Source organism: Desulfosediminicola flagellatus (assembly GCF_005116655.2).
Classification (GTDB): domain Bacteria; phylum Desulfobacterota; class Desulfobulbia; order Desulfobulbales; family Desulfocapsaceae; genus Desulfopila; species Desulfopila flagellata.
The window spans coordinates 226,919-244,059 of record NZ_CP050698.1; the positions used below are offsets into that span (position 1 = coordinate 226,919).

Here is a 17,141-nt window from a genome sequence, read left to right on the forward strand (position 1 = left end):
CCTGGCTCACTAGAACTATACAAATCATGAGAATTGAATTTGTTCTGCATATGATCTTGAAACTTTGCTGGCGCAGTTAATAGAGAGATAAAAAAACCAATAAGAATATTTTTGAGCATAAAGCTAACCTTGATAAATGTTGTTCGGCTAATATGTTGCCATATGACGAATTACAGTAGGGCACTGCATTGTTTTACAGTGACCATCACGGTTGAGGATCAACCGTGATGGTCTGGTTTGCTGTATTGGTGGCACCATCATCGTCGGTGACCGTGAGGGTAACGGTGTAGCTGCCGGCTGTGTTGTAGGTATGGCTGGCGGTTACGCCGCTATCCGTGCCATCGCCATAGTCCCATTCATACGATTCGATTGTACCGTCGTCATCGGTTGAGCCGGAAGCATCAAAGGATACAGTCAGCGGTGCCTCACCCGCTGTAGTATCGGCCGTGAAGCTTGCAATAGGCGCAATGTTTTGCGCATCAACCGTGATGGTCAGGTTGGCCGTATTGGTGGCATCATCATCGTCGGTGACCGTGAGGGTAACGGTGTAGCTGCCGGCTGTGTTGTAGGTATGGCTGGCGGTTACGCCGCTATCCGTGCCATCACCATAGTCCCATTCATACGATTCGATTGTACCGTCGTCATCGGTTGAGCCGGAAGCATCAAAGGATACAGTCAGGGGGGCCTCGCCAGCTGTACTATCGGCTGTGAAGCTTGCAGCTGGCGCAGTGTTAGAGTCTAAGGAAAGCTGATAGGGGAGCTGATCTACAGGACATTGATTTCCACCAATGAATACGAGATCGGCAGCAACCCCACTGTTTGCTTGAATATCAAAATAAACAGTGGCCCCGGCTGGAAACTCGAAATCAAGCCCATCGAAATAAGGCCGCGACATAGTCATCTCAAATGTAATCGCCTGAGAATTGGAGGTGTCAAGAATGTCGTTTGTCTCGAAGTTGAAAGGGGATACGCTACTAAACTGCATATCTGAAACTATGCTGCCAGTATATTTTTTCCACTCACTGAGCCCTGCTGCAGCTCTCAAGTGCCAAATATTTCCTTCTTGCCATAGGAAAATTCCATCCTCTGTTGCTGGATCATAATTCGGTTCTCCATAAGGATTACACGTACTCGAAGTTCCAACAGTGATTGTCTGGTAGGTCATATCGGTGAAGCCATAGTCGTCGGTAACCGTGAGGCTAACGTCGTAGATGCCAGGTGCATTGTACGTATGGCTCGTTGCTGCGCCGCTATCCGTGCCATCGCCATAATCCCATTCATAGGATACGATCGAACCATCCGCATCCGGGTCATACGACATAGAAGCATTGAAGGTCACTTCCAGCGGGGCATTACCTAAAATTGGATCGGCAGTGAAAATAGCTACTGGCGCTGTGTTAGAGTCTAAGGGAAGATGATAGGGGAGCTGATTTACAGGGCATTGATTTCCACCGATGAATACGAGATCGGCAGTAATCCCGCTGTTCGCTTGAACATCAAAATAGACAGTGGCACCAGCTGGAAACTCGAAATCAAGCCCATCGAAATAAGGCTGTGACATAGTCATCTCAAATGTAATCACCTGTGAATTGGAGGTGTCCAGAGTGTCATTTGACTCAAAGCTGAATGGAGTTACCCTGCTAAACTCCACTTCTGAAACTATACTACCAGTATACCTTTGCGACCCACTGAGTCCTGCAATGGCCCTCAAGTGCCAAATGGTTCCTTCTTTCCACAGAAAAATCCCATCCTCTGATGCTGGATCATAATTCGGTATTTCATAAGGATTACACGTACTCGAAGTTCCAACAGTGATTGTCTGGTAGGTCATGTCGGTGAAGCCATAGTCGTCGGTAACCGTGAGGCTAACGTCGTAGATGCCAGGTGCATTGTAAGTATGGCTTGTTGCTGCACCACTGCCCGTACCATCGCCATAATCCCATTCATAGGATACGATCGAACCATCCGCATCCGGGTCATACGACATAGAAGCATTAAATGTCACTTCCAGCGGTGCATCACCCAAAGTTGGATCGGCAGTGAAAATAGCCACTGGTGCAGTGTTAGAGTCTAAGAAAAGCTGATAGGGGAGTTGAGCTACAGGACATCGATTTCCACCGATGAATACGAGATCGGCAGCATTCCCACTGTTTGATTGAACACCAAAATAGACAGTGGCACCAGCTGGAAACTCGAAATCAAGCCCGTCGAACCAAGGCTGCGATATAGTCATCTCAAATGTAATCATCTGAGAATTGGAGGCGTCCAGAATATCACTTGCCTCAAAGTTTACAGGAGTTACATTTATAAATCCCATATCTGAAATTATGCTGCCAGTATACCTTTGCGACCCACTGAGCCCTGCTGTAGCCCTCAAGTGCCAAACATTTCCTTCTTTCCACAGAAAAATCCCATCCTCTGTTGCTGGATCATAATTCGGTACTCCATACGGATTACAAGTAGTCGACGTTCCCACTATCGTGACGGTCTGGTTGGTCGTGGTAGTAGACCAAGCGTTGTCGGTAACGGTGAGGATAACGGTGTAGATGCCAGGTGCGTTGTATGTATGGGTAGTTGTCAAGCCGCTACCTGTACCATCGCCATAGTCCCACTCATAGGATACGATTGAACCATTCGGATCTGGGTCATACGACATAGAAGCATTAAATGTCACTTCCAGCGGGGCATCACCCAAAGATGGATCGGCAGTGAAGATAGCCACTGGCGATGTGTTAGAGTCTGAGGGAAGTTGATAGGAAAGCTGATCTACTGGACATCTATCTCCACCAATAAATACAAGATCGATTGCATTTCCACTGTTCGATTGAACATCAAAATAGACAGTGGCACCAGCTGGAAACTCGAAATCAAGTCCGTCAAAATAAGGCTGCGACATAGCCATCTCAAATGTAATCATCTGAGAATTGGAGGTGTTCAGAATATCACTTGCCTCAAGGCTGACAGGAGTTACACTGCTAAATTCCATATCAGAAACTATGCTGCCAGTATACTTTCTTTGTAATGCACTGGATCCTGCTGCAGCCCTCAAGTGCCAAACATTTCCTTCTTTCCAAAGAAAAATCCCATCTTCTGTTACAGGATCATAATTCGGCTCACCATACGGATAACAAGTATTCGACGCAGCTTTCACAGTGACGATCACGGTTGCGGTATCAGTGAAACCGTTGCCGTCATCAATTGTATAGGTAAAGGTGTCTGTACCTGAAAAACCTCCAGGTGGGCTGTAGTCGATAAAGTCATCACCTGGATAATCCGGCGAACCGTTATCATTGATAGTGGCTATACCGCCCTGGTCGGTTGGGCTCTGTACAGCAGTAATGGTGAGTGTGTCATAGTTTGGATCGTAGTCGTTAACCAGGACCTCCACAGTCATTGCGGTATCCATATCCGTCCTGGCACTATCATTCACAGCCAGTGGCGGCTGAGGGTCACCTGAAGATTCAATTACCTGGATGATTTTATCTGCTTCAAGATTTTCTATTACCTGAACAGTCCCACTTGGCCATTGTACTTCCAAGCTCTGGATGGTTGAATTTTGCCCAAGGCCGAAGTGGATGCGCGTATGATTTTGTGAAAACTTGTGTATACCACCACCTTGTTCACGCAATTGAGTCTTCCCCCCGGCGGTCACTAGCACACGAGCGCCAATACCGTCTCTATTGGAAGTCGTGCCGACTAAGTCGATTTCAATCCAGTGATTGCTATTTCCGTTATTTTTAAAGAGCTGGATAGGCCCCAAATGATCAAAAGGAGATGGATACATACCATTAGTGACGAACAAGTCCAGAAAACCGTCACGGTTATAGTCCGCGGAGACAACACTGTCTCCGGCGCCCAGCAAGGTCCCCTCCGCCCCTCCTGCGCCAGGGACTTCAGTAAAATGACCTGTTCCGTCATTCTCAAAGAAAATATTCGGCGTATTCATGACTCTTGAAGAATTCACCACATAAATATCCAGGTCCATATCATTGTCAAAGTCACCAGCCACAACACTTCTTCCTGGTAAATGTTTATTGATCCCATTTTCTTCTGATGACCATTGTTCCAGCTTGACTCCATTATGTATATATAAGCTATCTATCGCAGCCGGAAACATATTAAGATTCAGAGGGGTTAATTCAGTTATTGTGCTGTCGGATTCGACGATAAATTTGCACCAAAACGATTCAACAAGAGATTGTGAAGATACAATTTGCCATTCACTCAAATCTGCATCAAAACCTATATAAACACCAACATCGACGCCCGGTTCATGGGGGGGAATGCCAGAGACTCTGGGATCGTTAGGGTCTAGCTCTAAATAGAGAGGAATTCGTGGCGAAAATCCCCATATTCGCGGATCATCTGGAGAAATGTAGGATGGAAATGCTTCAGGTGAGAGCCCCGAAGAACCAATAAAGAAAGGGTGGCCTGCAGATTCGATCGGTATTGAGAACAAAATTGTCACATTACCATCGGATTTGAATGTTATTCCTTTCTCACACCCACAGGTCTTCCCAACAATATTCGCTGCCAGTTTAGTGGATGTTACCTGTTCGGCTTCTTCTTCATCTCCGCTTCTTGCCAAATAAAGGTCCGGGAGAAGGTCACCATTGAAATCCGCGAAAGCTGCGTCAGCTATTAATCCAGTATCAGTTGGGAATAATTGCCATCTCGGATACACAGTAAAAGGAATGGTCGTCATGCTATACACAGACGTTGGAAACCATCCACCATCATAACTTATAAGATCCAAAACGCCATCGCCAGTAAGATCGGACAATATGCTAAAGAGAGCACCTTGATCCGAAATCCCAACCACGGAATTTACATTTTCAAAAAAACCGGTTTCTTCATTTTGTTTAAATAAGCGGGCACACCCTTCTGCACCAGAAGCGAACCCATTCATATAAGCATCCAAAAGGCCATCATTGTCGAAGTCCAGCCACAATGTTCCACGCCCACGATTTCTAGGAAATGAGACGCCGTATTCTTCGGCTCTTTCGTAAAGGATTCCATTATCATTTACATAAAATTGGCTGCTCACATAATCGCCACCATCATTGACCAGCACATCCTGATCTCCATCGTTATCAAAATCTGCCCAGCCAGCGCCATGTGTGTCATGGTGTGGCCATGGAGTTAGATCCCAAATGCTATCAGAAATCTGTTCAAATGTTCCATCCCACATATTAAGATATAGGCTTGGCTCTTTCGACTCGTGATTGGTAACCCAAATGTCTGGCCAACCATCCCCATTATAGTCTGTCCATTGTGCACCCCATGTGGGGCCTGTATAGGTTAGGCCTGCTTCTTGTGTGGTTTCAGTAAAGCTTATTTCAGCTCTAGCAAGAGTGGTTAGAGCTGAAATTATGAACACAAAAATAACTATGAGAAATGGATTACGATTATAATCAGAATATTTAAGAAATAAGGGAAAAGATGTATTGACGATTTTTTTAAGACAATTCAAGTTTGGAAGCATCGCTCTATCTCCATTAATGCTTTGAGCAAATTGCCAGTAAGGTTTGTTGTTATGGTTCATCAAATCGTAACGCTAATCTTGAAGAACCGTAAAAAAAAACTATTTCAGCGATCGCGAAAGTCCAACGATTTGAAACAGAAATTCGAAAAACTACACAGAATTATCCTGCATCTGTGTAGAGTAAAGTACATGTATGCCAAAATAAAAAAGGACAGTATTTTCTTTTATTTCATACTCTCCGAGGCCCATTCTCTTCCTGGAAATCACTGCATAATTCTTGGGGCAGGAAAAGGCTATGGCGCCATGGCTTTTGTTGCGGCCCTTCTTCGATTAAAGATAACCCCGCAGGTAGCCCAAAAGAAGCATTTTGCAATTGATGGTCGAACAACTAGACAACTAGACAAGCAGAACAAACGCCTGACTGGAAAATGCATCATATAGCACGTTGATTTATTCTGCTACCATTATTTGTTATGTAAACGCCAATTAAATCTCACCTTCACATGATTACATGAATATGCTTCAGTATATTGAGAATATACAAGGAACTATATATTACAATCAAGCAAGCAGGTAGCAGAAGCGATAAACAACAAAAATGGGCGCAACATGGTCGTGACTGTAAAGAGTGTGGTTTAAGTCAGGAAGACTATTGTGAATCACATGCTATTCCCCTCCAGAGTTTTGGGTATTGGAAACGCAAACTCAAAAAGTTACCTATAACTCAACTCTGCTTTTATCCACTTTCCATCCCAGCAGAATTAAATCAGACTCTGGCAAGAGTCGTTCTGGATTACACCTATTTCTGAATTATGATAGATTTTGTGTAGAGATCAATAATGATTTTTCTGCAGGATTACTGAAAGAACTGGTTATAGTATTGGAACAGGTATAATACACGGTTCTTCCGTCAAAGCACGTGTATATCTTTCCCTTGGCACAACTGATATGCGAAAATTAATCAATGGCTTGATTTGTAGCAAGCTCACACACGATTATCCTGCGATACAATTTCTTGACCAGGCACCTGATGTGTTAGGGTAAATGTTTATTTTTTACCTTGAAATATTGCAGTGTTTGTTCATGTCTAAAGTGAGTAAAAAACTTCCAGATGATTCCGAATAGCTAAAAAAGATTCTTCTCGAAACGCACCGAAAATACGAGAAAGAAAACGAACTGCTACGGGAGCAGATCCGTCTTCTTCAAACCCAGATGTTTGGCAAGAAAAGTGAAAAAGGTATCAAAATAGGACCGCCACCAAAACAAATCATCCAAAAATCCATTACTACCGCAGGACTACTTGTCTACATCCTCAATGAAAAATTCTGTGATGTCTTGCCATTCTGTTAGCTAGAACGCTAATTTGACAGAGTTTTGGCAAAATATCCAGGGCAAATATGTGTAACTGGGCCATGAAGACAGCCGCTACTTGTCAGCCGATTCTTTCTTTGTTGCAACGGGAGATTCACTTTGGACCGCTGATAAATATAGATGAAACAACAGTGAAGGTGCTGCATGAACCTAATCGGGCAGTATCCACCAAATCCTATATGTGGGTGTGTCGCGGAGGTGCGCCTGATCATCCCGCCTTGCTATATCATTATGCGCCAAGCAGGTCCGGTAAAGAGGCGAGAACCCTTGTAGCTGGGTACAGCAGTGTTGTGCAGACAGATGGTTATGCTGGTTATGATTATATTGATCACTCTACAGAAATACAGCACGGTGCATGACTTGTACACGCAAGACGTAAGTTTACAGATGCTATGGAAGCACTGGAAAAATCGAAAAAGCAGGGAGTGTGGATGTTGCTCTGAATTATATCCGACCAATATATGTAGTGAATTAGAAGCAAAAAGGAAGGAGATTTCAGATGATCAACGGTTGATTTTACGCCAGGAAAAAGCAAAACCGATCTTTGATGTATTGTATAAATGGTTCAGTAAAAAAATCACTTCATGTGACGCCAAAGAGCCTGCTATGTAGGGCGGTCAATTATACTTTCAGCCAATGGGAGCGTCTTCTGGTTTATCTCAAACACCCGACGATGACTCCTGACAATAATGTGGCCTAGAATGCTATTCGCCCGTTTGTGATTGGTAGGAAAAACTGTCTCTTCGCAGGAACACCGAATGGAGCAAAAGCCAGTGCAGATATTTACAGCCTAATTGAAACTGCCAAAACCAATAATATTGAGCCCTACAAATACCTACGTTACCTATTCGAAAATATTTCTTTTGCTGTATGCGAAAAGTAGTTCAAGTCACTGCTCCCAATGAATCTTAAGCTAGAGCAGTCGGTACTGCCTGAAAGTCCGATTGGGGTTTAATAAGCGCTTACTTTGTAATGGTGCAAGTGCAATTAATGAATATGGCGAGCCACGGTGAACGCTTACTTCTCACCAAGAAGAAGTGTATAGCAATGATGTTCCAGTTGTCTCGGGTCCGATTGCTATAAAATCTGGTTTCATTGCTGTGTTTATCATAGTTCATCCTAATGTTAGAAGTTACAACAAAATTTTATGATGAGCACAAGACATTTTTTTAGAGTGGTGTGCTGCTAGATACTTTGATGCTTTATGGTCAAGTTGCCAGCAGATTAGAGTATATCCTCAGTAATTGTTGATTATGCTCAACCAGGGAATACTCCTTTTCCAGCTTTTCTCTCGCCGCCCTGCCCATTTGGAAAAGAAGCGTTGAATTTTCTAAAAGAGCGGTCATTGCTTCCGTGAGTTTATGAACATTTCCCATTTCAAATAGAAAACCTGTCTTTCCATCTTCAACCTGTTCCGGAATGCCTCCTATCCTGCTACCGATAACAGGCTTGCCAAAGGCCATGGATTCAAGCACCGCCATGGAGCAGTTCTCGTACCATTCTGAGGGCATAACCACAAAGGCGGCATTGGCAATTACATCATGCAAGGACTGACCACTCTGATAGCCAAGAAATTCAACTGTAGGATAATCTTTTCGCAGTTCTCCTTCCAACGGGCCGGTTCCAACAATTTTTAACGGCAACTCTGCAGCAAGGTGCTTATGGGCCTGTAGCAACGTTGTTATGCCTTTTTCTTTTGATAGCCTGCCAAAATAGAGTGCGTATCCTTGATCAGAAAAATTTGCCTGATACTTGTCTGTATCTATACCATTGTGCAGTATCTGAATCTTGTCAGTGGCAATGCGTTTGGCTGTCACATCTGCTAGAAAGCCACTGGGCGCAAGAAAAAGATCAACCCCGTCGTAGCTCCTCTTCCATTTATGCCAATAAGCCTCAATTGAAAACAGCAATCCTTGCAGACGTGACTCCTGGCAGTTTGAAATAAAAGGGTTCCAAAAATATTTTCCTTGGCACGCATCACATATTTCACCAGCTTTCAATGCAAGATAACTGGGACAGATCAATTTGTAGTCGTGTAAGGTTACAATAACTTTCACTCCATGCTTTTTTAAAACAGGAACGATAGAAGGGGTGAGTTGGTGGTAAATATTGTGTAGATGAGCAATATCAGGTTTTTCCTGAACAATTAACCGTTCAAGTTTACCAACCGCCTCCGCAGAATGAATAAAAGAAATTGCCTGTTGAATCTTTTCTTTCAAGCTGACTCTTTGCTGAAAATCAATTTTATTAATGAAAAAATCAGAATATGGGGAAGTAAGATTTCTCTCATCCTGCATAGAAAAGTCGATAACACGGTGACCGCTTGCAAGGAGGAATTCACGCTCCTGAAAAAAAACAGTTTCAGATCCGCCATTTAGGTGGAAAAATTTATTAACAAGAAGAATTTTCATTCATTAATTGGGATTTTTGGGAGGAATATAAATAATTACACTTTATCAATGGTTGAAAGGGATTAATTTTTTTGAGATATAAGAGATTGGTTTCCTTACACGGTTCATGTTTAAAAGAAAGGCCATCGCTAAATGCAGCGGGAAGTAGCTGGAATAATAAAACAAAGGAAAAACTCCTGTTTGAGCATGAACAAGCTGATAGCCTTCTTCCTCTGCTAACTTTCCATTGATCCTTTCAGAAAAAAATATTTCTGTATCAGATAACCTCTTACGCCAATGATTCATTACCTCACGGCGTATACCTCTTTTGCCTTCATCCGTTTCGTTTGAAGACATAGCTACATCTACATCTAACATGCCGTTTTCAATATCAACTTCTATAAAATTACAGAGTTCTTGTAATACAGATTCAGATTCTTCTAATAACTGTTCGAACTTTACAGTATAAATGGTATTAGGAGGTAAGTCACTTTTTGCTTGTTTCCCTGCTTCAATCCCTTTTTTCCAAAGGACTGATGTGGTGATAGGGTGGTAATTAAAAAATGTTCTTACAACTTCACTGATAGGTTGTCCCATTTTTTTTGCAGCTTTCCACTTGTTTTTTTGAGAAAGAAGTACTGCTCTAGGATCACGAACAATATTGATGAATTTTGCGTTCGGGAATAATTCCAAAATATCTTCAGTATTAAAAACATGAGATGGTGTTTGATCGCCGCAAATAGTTTTGCCATTTTTTTCTGCTGCATATTTAAAAAAATAGGCAAGTAAGGAGGGAAATGTTTTACATTCTGCACAACGAGTGTAGATCTCTTTAGCTTCATCAGAGTAGTTATGATACTCATTCCGATAATTAATTCCTCTGTTTTCTACTGTCAGGAGTAAATTAAGTAAATGTATTTTTTCCTGTTGTTTAAGCTGAGAAAAATATTTGCGTTGCTTCTCATATGAAGCCCAAAAGTGAGTTTCTTTTAATATATGTATCTGAGTATGTTTGCTTAAAATTCGTGCTAATAGTGTGGTGCCACTTCTGGAGTTACCAACTATAAAAATTGGAGAAAAAGTCATATAATCACTTGGTTTTTTGTTTGTGCACTTGGTCGACTGTGTGTGACCATAAAGAGCGAAGAATTTTGCAGCGCACTTTGCCTGCTTGAAATTAGTTATGAATCAAATGAATATCCAAAAAGTTGAATTTCTTCTCTATAGACCCTGCTGATAAGGTCTTTAGTTTTAGAGTCATAAGCGTCCTGGTAATTATTGGTATTCCCTTTAAGTTCATGCGGTAATTCAATAGATTCAATTTCCATCAGGTCACATGCTTTTTCAAAATCGTTAGCCAAATTCTCAAATCGGCCAATATAATCAAGGGGGATATCTCCATTAAAGTTTTTTATCCAAAAAGTTTGAGGTCTCAAACATTTTTTGTACATAAAAAGTTTTAGGAAATCATAGTAACTTATATTTTTGGAGATTTTCATTTTTTCCAAATGAGACTCATCTCTCATTACATTTTTATACCATGAATAAGCTCGTGCCCACGGATTACGAACAATAGTAAATTTAAAATAATTTTCGTATTGCTCTCTGGATACAGTATATCTGTTACGTGGATTTGGTGAAGGTTTAATTTGACTCCAATATCGTTTTGCAAATTCCTTACTATTTTCTTTCGATGCAAAACATTTTGGATTAATAGGTTCTAGCATTCTGATACTTCTATGATCCTGTTTCTTGTCTCCAGAATAATCTTCGAAATGTCCAAATGATTTTTCAATACTCGTACCTGCACATTTGGGAATGTGTATGAATATACATTTATGTCTATGTGAAATCATATTACTATCCTTTCCACCTTTTGTTCCCGTACGGCTCATTAGTTTTGACAATCGAACAGGACATTGGTGGGATGAGCCTCATGTTATCGGAAGGCCTCAGGTTAAGCCCAATCGGAGCGTTTACATAGGAAAAGCCCCCGTGAAATTTTCCGTTCTTCCTCAAATTATAACAGTTTCCATTGTTCAGAATGGAAGGGTTAAGGAAACTCATCAATTAAAAAATTGAAGAAATTGTGCTTCATAACTACTCTTCATTGTTTGTATTGTGAAATTATCCAACAGGAAATCTCTTGCATTGTTCCCCATCTCCTTGGCTTTATCCCGGTTTGTTCCGAGCCATATCAGGTGGTCGGCTAGATCATTTGTCTGACCAAAGGTGTATAGAAATCCGGTTTCGCCATCTTTTACCTGTTCATCGGCACCACCACTTATTGCCATGACAAGTGGTTTCGCCATAGCCATGGTCTCTAAAGCAGCCATAGAAAAAGCCTCGGAAAGTGAGGTGATAGCCATGCAATCACAAATGTCTATATAGGGCCGGATGTCTTGCTCGAAACCAGTGAAGAACACATTATCCAAAAGACCAAGTTGACTGGCAGCTTCTTCAATGTTTTTTCGTTCTGGCCCGTCTCCCACTAACAACCCTTTGATTTGCACACCAGCTTTTTTCACCAGGGCTAATCCTTTCAGAAAATCGATATGGTGTTTAACAGGATTCATTCTGGCGCAGATACCTACTATAAAGTCATCTGTAGAATAATGAAAAGATTCTCGCAAACGGTTTCTCTCTAGTGAGGTGAACCGATCAGGAGTGAATAGCGAGGCATTAATACCGTTGTAGATTACTGTTGAGATAGACTTATTAATGCCAATGTTCAAATACCAGTATTGAGCCTGATTGTGACAGACAAAAATCACTTTGTCGGCATTGTTTACACATGCCCTATAAATATATTTCTTCACTTGTACCCACAGATTAGGCAGATGAAGATTGTGGTGAATAACACTGATAATTCTTGCTGAAGAATTTTTAGATATAAGTCTATACAGGGATGCATAAAGTAAAGGGTATTCCTCTACACATACAACAAGTTGCACGCCATGAGTTAGAATTATTTGCTTAAGTTTTTTCAGGACGGTGAAATCTAACTTTCCTTTTCTTTGAAAGCATTCACAGAGAAATAGATCTTTTGTTTCGAGGCTTGGTTTTAAATGATCGTTTTGGTCAAGGTATACCAATCCGACAGAAAATTTTTCCCTGTTCAATAGATTGAGCAGATGGATAGTCTGACGTTCAGCCCCACCTACCTTTAAGGAATTCATAAAAAAAAGGACTTTTACAGGTTGCATAGTTGTTTACCCGTGAAATATTTGTGTGGATGATATCTGTGAAAGCATGATTAGTCCGAGCAAATTATGAAGTTCTTAATGCCGCGTACAAGACCTGTCTGTTGCCTATGCAAGAATAACACTTAAAGGGGGATATACAGTTATTGACTGTTTCCATAGTTACTTTTTTTCCCCTTTTGCTCAGCAAGTAATTCAGAATAGATTATCACATTTTTATCGGCAACATTCTTCCAGTTACATTCTACCTTTTTCATTTCCTCAATATTCGATTTAGTTTCCTGCTGTGTTTCTTGGTTATCAAGTATTGAGCAAATTGATTTTGAAAGTTGCTGATGGTCACCTGGAGGAACAATGAAGCCGGTCTTTTCCTGCCAGATATATTCCGGTAAACCTCCGGTGTTGGTCACGACAACTGGTTTCCCAAAGCCATAAGCGGTTAATACTACTCCACTCTGCGACGCATCAATATAAGGGCAGGCAACGATGGTTGCCTGTTGAAACAGTTTTGCAAGCAGGTCATTATCAATGTAGGTATCAAACACTTCAAATTTACCTCCATTAGTAAGGGGTGGCAAAATCGGCAGGGTATAGCCAGAGATAGGTCGGCCGGCAATGACAATACGAACATCCTTAACCTGTTGCGCAATAATGGGCGCAGCCTGCACCAGCACTTCAACACCTTTGTAGGGGGATAGTCTACCGAAAAACAAGACTGTTCGTCCATCATCCTGTAAAGGTGTTTTGATCCACTTACTAAATATATTATACGCGGCCAACGAATTATGGACGACCCTCTTACTACTTATTCTCGGATATCTAGTGAGAAAAGTCTCTTGCATAGCAGTGCTATGAAGCAGGAAGCGGTGCACAAATGGATATGATACTTTGCGGGCTAATTCTTTACGCCAGTTTTCTTCTCCAGTATGGCGGATTGGGTCATGGACGGAGGCAACAAGAGGTATTTTCCTAAGTCTCGATATTCCCCATGCTGTTCTGGGAACTATACCGTCAAAATGGATGACATCCGGATCTATTGTACGGCAAAAATTCATTGCCTCAAGGTTGACTCTCCATGTTGTAGGATGGAAACTCTTGGGACAATTATGTACGACGAGTGTAATGCTGGCACATTCAGCTAGGTAGGAAACAAAAAGTTTTGGGAAGTTATGTTTTAAAAACGTTCTCCCGTCAATTACACCTGTTTGCAGCTTTTGATCACCTATATCAAAAATAGAACTTTGCCTGCTTTCCGGCGCTATTTCGACAACAAGGTGTAATTCAACTTGCTTGGCTAATTCAGCAGCATATTCCGTGGCAAGGTCTAAATAACATGGCCTAGTGTAATAAATTACCCTCATACTGGTCTCATTTTCAAGATAGTCAACATGTGTTACCCCATGAGGCAGTGTCAATTTGCATAGTGTTTTTTTGTCCAGTTAAGGTACTTAAATATCATTTGACCCGCAAATTCAATCAATTTCTCTCTCTGTAGCGATACGAAATTAGGGCGCACAGGGCTGTATCCTGATTCCTGCAACCGCATTTTAAAGCAACTTGATATCAGCATTCTTTCCCACCAGGTAACCCTACTCTTCCAATTGCCGGAGTATAATTTTTAGTAATTAGTTTTAGCGGGATCTCAGAAGCAAAACCTGCTCTATTTTATGATTAGTTGTATTATGGGATAAAAAAGGTACGTCCCATGTTAAATTGAAAAATGAACAGACTTTTGTAATTCTTCTCGATGATTTGAAATAATATCTTCATAAAAAAATCAAGGTATCTATTCGCAGGAATATCTTTTGTAATTCTTTTTCTTTTTTTGATAGTGTCATGCCAATGTCTTAAACGACGATAAAATCCTTGTTTTCGCTATATGTCACGAAGTGAAGCGGCAACATCTCTTCCGTCTCTAATAAGTTGGATCAGTTTGCAGAAGGAAATAACAGGTATAGTTATAATGAAGAAGAAATGACCTGCACAATTCCATAATCTTATTTTGAGAAATTCCCTAAGGGGATAGATGGCACCAGTAACCCCCCAAAAAAATAAAATACTTAAAGTTACTCAATAAAAGGTCGCATTCAAGTATCATGCGTAACAATGTTGTTCCAGAGCGCGGTACTCCAATGATAAAAACGTCATTATCATTGTGTGTAATTGAGTTATTGCTCTTTGACATAATTATTTTTCACCTTGAAAAAAAATACAGGCACATCATCGTAATTTGATGGTCTCTTAGAAATATCTTCAAAGCAGTAGCAGGCCAAATAGATGTTGGTTGCGCGATACGTTGAGATTTTTCTCAATGTGAGTGTAATTCTCCAACTGGACAGTACTGAATACAAGTACGTATAACCAAAACTTTTCTTTATAACACAATCGTTGCGATCGAAAACTATCAAATAGCCGTGTGATTTAGAGGAATTTTATTATAAACAGAAACGGTCTGTTTGGCGATCTTCAGCCAGTTGTATCTTTCGTGAATTTGCAGTTCATAACTTTCCTGTTCTTTTTCCGAAAGTCCTTTCTCAAGCAATAGCTCTATTTTTTCCTGGAGTTCCTCTATATCTCCGCATCTAAAAAAACGTTCCGGAGAAAGGGAAACTTCCTTATTAGCCGGAATATCGGAGACAAGAACGGGCAACCTATAACCCATGGCTTCAAGTAGGGCTATGGGTAAACCTTCATGGTAAGAAGGCATGACAAACAATTCGGCATGAGAATATACCTGATTAAGCCCTTCTCCAGTGACATAGCCAGTGAGAATAATCCGGTCATCACCAGCAGCCATTCTCTTTATCTTTCTGCTGTATTCTGTCTCGTGGTCGGCATCGCCGGCAATGACAAGTTGACAACTTCTCCTGACATACTTAAAGGCCTTTATTAGATCAAGAAGCCCCTTTTCAGGCACAAAACGGGCTACAGCCAAAATATAGTTGCCTGGAATGATACTCTGCTGCGTAAGGAAATAGGTGTTTATGCTTTTTTCCGGAACAGAAACTCCATTATACACAAGATTTTGCTCCCGCTTACAACGCCGGGTAATGATTTCGCTTATTACCTGAGAAATCACGATAACTTCGTTAGCAAATTTCCCACCAAGATACTCCCCAAGCCGTAATATGGTCTTGGCCACCATGCCCCATTTCTGGCGATCATAATCAGGGCCATGATTGGTGACAACCACTTTCAGCCCCAAAAGCCGGGCAAAAGGAACCAAGAGTCCCGGTCCAACTGCATGGATATGGACAATATCAACATTTAATAACCTAGCTCTGGTAATGGCAAGAAAGGTGTGAACAAGTGCCTCCAGGTGTTTTTGGGAAGGAGTAAAGATATGCTCGAGAGAGACCCCAGACCATTCCTGCTCTTTCACAGTTACATAGGGTGTCCGGGTCGCCACTATCACCTCGTGGCCCATGGCAGCAATGAGAGGATATAGTTCCTGACAGTGCTTTTCAACACCTCCAGGGATGTTCGGAATTCCTCGCGTGCCAGTGACAAAAATTTTCATGAAGAAACAATCCTATTGTTTCGGCCCGATAGGGTCGAGACAGACATTCTCGTCTTTATTTTTCATGACCTTCAATTTATTTATCGCCACCCATTTTAAGGGTACGAAAATCCTTTTCTTCATGGCAGGAGCTGCAGAACCGATCATCCAGCAGTGCTTGTTGCAGCTTTTTACCATTTGCCGGACTTTTTCAGCCTGGACACTCTTCCAGATGGTATCAAAATCCTGTTCATGCAGATTACCCATAATCATCGGATAGTCAGAACCGTTGCAGGGTAAAACATTACCTCCAGGGTCCACAAAGAACATATCTGTCCCTACCTCGCAGGGAAGGGCCCGATTTTGCCCTCGTGCTTTTCTCGCCAAACCCATATTGAAATATGCCCGGAACCAGTTTTTTGGTTTATTGGTTTTCAGCAGTTCTGAAGCGATATTCTCGAAAGATTTCGCAACATTATTCTGATCTTTATACTGGTTGTCGATTGTATGGAAATAAAACGAATTATGAGTGGTTGCTGTGGCGAACTCCATCCCCATCGCATTAGCTAATCGGTATAATTCGATCATGTCATCGACATTGCGATCCGAAACCGTCATTCCAAAACCGATATCCTTGATTCCCATTCCGTGTAATGTTGTCAGGGTACGTAATCCATTATCAAAGCCATTCTTAATTCCCCGAAGTTCGTCATTGGCTGCTGATAGTCCTTCGATAGATACACGAATACCTATTTTGTTTCCAAACTTTTCAAATAGGGAGGTTATACGTTCTGTGAAGTATCCATTAGAACTGATAACCAACCGTTTGGTCTTAGTGAGAGCTTTGTTGACAATCTTCTCTATGTCTTCGCGTAAAAATGGTTCTCCGCCGGTAATATTTATAAAGTCCAGATCTGTTGGAAGTTTGTCCACCAGTTCGGGTGAATATTCTTCATTTTTCTTGCTCGGATATTTCCAAGTATTGCACATGTAACACTTAGCGTTACATCGGTAGGTGATGATAAGGCAAGCCTCCATAATAACGTTCCTTTTTACAACATATTCGTCAGATGTTACTAAATTGTTCTGATGTAGACGGAATAATTATTTAAATAATGAAAATAACTTGAGGTTTCAAATTACCACCCTAACGGTTGTTTGTTTTTTGTATTGTGACTGAAGGTTTAAAGTTC

At 41.4% G+C, this 17,141-nt stretch carries 14 protein-coding genes and 1 pseudogene; 6 read left to right on the forward strand and 9 right to left on the reverse strand.

The genetic code is table 11. From position 1 onward, the window contains the following. Nucleotides 1-205: 205 nt before the first annotated feature. Nucleotides 206-5,485: a PKD domain-containing protein gene (locus FCL46_RS00905; RefSeq protein WP_176371577.1), complete on the reverse strand. Its 5,280-nt coding sequence runs from the start codon at nt 5,483-5,485 to the stop codon at nt 206-208. A gap of 189 nt (nt 5,486-5,674) precedes the next feature. Between FCL46_RS00905 and FCL46_RS28640 the strand changes: the two genes are divergently transcribed. The 6 genes and pseudogenes from FCL46_RS28640 (at nt 5,675) to FCL46_RS28660 (ending at nt 7,739) form a co-directional block, all read left to right on the forward strand. Then, nucleotides 5,675-5,926 carry a hypothetical protein gene (locus tag FCL46_RS28640; protein WP_136809834.1) on the forward strand — a complete coding sequence of 84 codons (252 nt, stop codon included), beginning with the start codon at nt 5,675-5,677 and terminating at the stop codon, nt 5,924-5,926. Between the two features lie 89 nt (nt 5,927-6,015). Further along, nucleotides 6,016-6,294, forward strand: a complete 279-nt coding sequence (gene tnpA, locus FCL46_RS28645; protein WP_420811252.1) for an IS66 family insertion sequence element accessory protein TnpA — start codon at nt 6,016-6,018, stop codon at nt 6,292-6,294. Between the two features lie 403 nt (nt 6,295-6,697). Next, nucleotides 6,698-6,835, forward strand: coding sequence for a hypothetical protein (locus tag FCL46_RS28650; protein WP_420811253.1), 138 nt, complete (start codon nt 6,698-6,700; stop codon nt 6,833-6,835). 62 nt (nt 6,836-6,897) lie between these two features. Next, nucleotides 6,898-7,215 (forward strand): IS66 family transposase, encoded by a 318-nt coding sequence (locus tag FCL46_RS00915; protein WP_167506029.1) that lies wholly within the window; start codon nt 6,898-6,900, stop codon nt 7,213-7,215. A 173-nt stretch (nt 7,216-7,388) separates the two neighbouring features. Beyond that, nucleotides 7,389-7,616 (forward strand): annotated as a pseudogene (locus tag FCL46_RS28655) (IS66 family transposase); the annotation flags it as partial. Nucleotides 7,617-7,649: 33 nt separating this feature from the next. After that, on the forward strand, nt 7,650-7,739 hold the full coding sequence (locus FCL46_RS28660; RefSeq protein ID WP_420811258.1) for a transposase domain-containing protein: 90 nt from the start codon (nt 7,650-7,652) through the stop codon (nt 7,737-7,739). A gap of 325 nt (nt 7,740-8,064) precedes the next feature. On the opposite strand, the gene FCL46_RS00930 is transcribed toward FCL46_RS28660, so the two are convergent. The 8 genes from FCL46_RS00930 to FCL46_RS00965 all read right to left on the reverse strand — a co-directional run bounded on the left by FCL46_RS00930 (nt 8,065) and on the right by FCL46_RS00965 (nt 16,938). Continuing rightward, nucleotides 8,065-9,267, reverse strand: a complete 1,203-nt coding sequence (locus tag FCL46_RS00930; protein ID WP_136809831.1) for a glycosyltransferase family 4 protein — start codon at nt 9,265-9,267, stop codon at nt 8,065-8,067. A 45-nt stretch (nt 9,268-9,312) separates the two neighbouring features. Further along, a complete protein-coding gene (locus FCL46_RS00935) occupies nt 9,313-10,332 on the reverse strand; it encodes a sulfotransferase family protein (RefSeq protein ID WP_136809830.1) in 1,020 nt (339 codons plus the stop codon). A 95-nt stretch (nt 10,333-10,427) separates the two neighbouring features. After that, a complete protein-coding gene (locus tag FCL46_RS00940; protein ID WP_167506026.1) occupies nt 10,428-11,102 on the reverse strand; it encodes a sulfotransferase family 2 domain-containing protein in 675 nt (224 codons plus the stop codon). A gap of 210 nt (nt 11,103-11,312) precedes the next feature. Then, on the reverse strand, nt 11,313-12,452 hold the full coding sequence (locus FCL46_RS00945; protein WP_136809828.1) for a glycosyltransferase family 4 protein: 1,140 nt from the start codon (nt 12,450-12,452) through the stop codon (nt 11,313-11,315). A gap of 140 nt (nt 12,453-12,592) precedes the next feature. Next, nucleotides 12,593-13,810: a glycosyltransferase family 4 protein gene (locus FCL46_RS00950; RefSeq protein ID WP_136809827.1), complete on the reverse strand. Its 1,218-nt coding sequence runs from the start codon at nt 13,808-13,810 to the stop codon at nt 12,593-12,595. Nucleotides 13,811-14,463: 653 nt separating this feature from the next. Continuing rightward, nucleotides 14,464-14,634, reverse strand: coding sequence for a sulfotransferase (locus FCL46_RS28665; RefSeq protein WP_136809826.1), 171 nt, complete (start codon nt 14,632-14,634; stop codon nt 14,464-14,466). Nucleotides 14,635-14,853: 219 nt separating this feature from the next. Next, nucleotides 14,854-15,969 (reverse strand): glycosyltransferase family 4 protein, encoded by a 1,116-nt coding sequence (locus tag FCL46_RS00960; RefSeq protein WP_167506025.1) that lies wholly within the window; start codon nt 15,967-15,969, stop codon nt 14,854-14,856. Nucleotides 15,970-15,981: 12 nt separating this feature from the next. Then, entirely contained in the window at nt 15,982-16,938 is a 957-nt protein-coding gene (locus FCL46_RS00965; RefSeq protein ID WP_267313663.1) for an SPASM domain-containing protein, read from the reverse strand. Between the last annotated feature and the right edge of the window lie 203 nt (nt 16,939-17,141).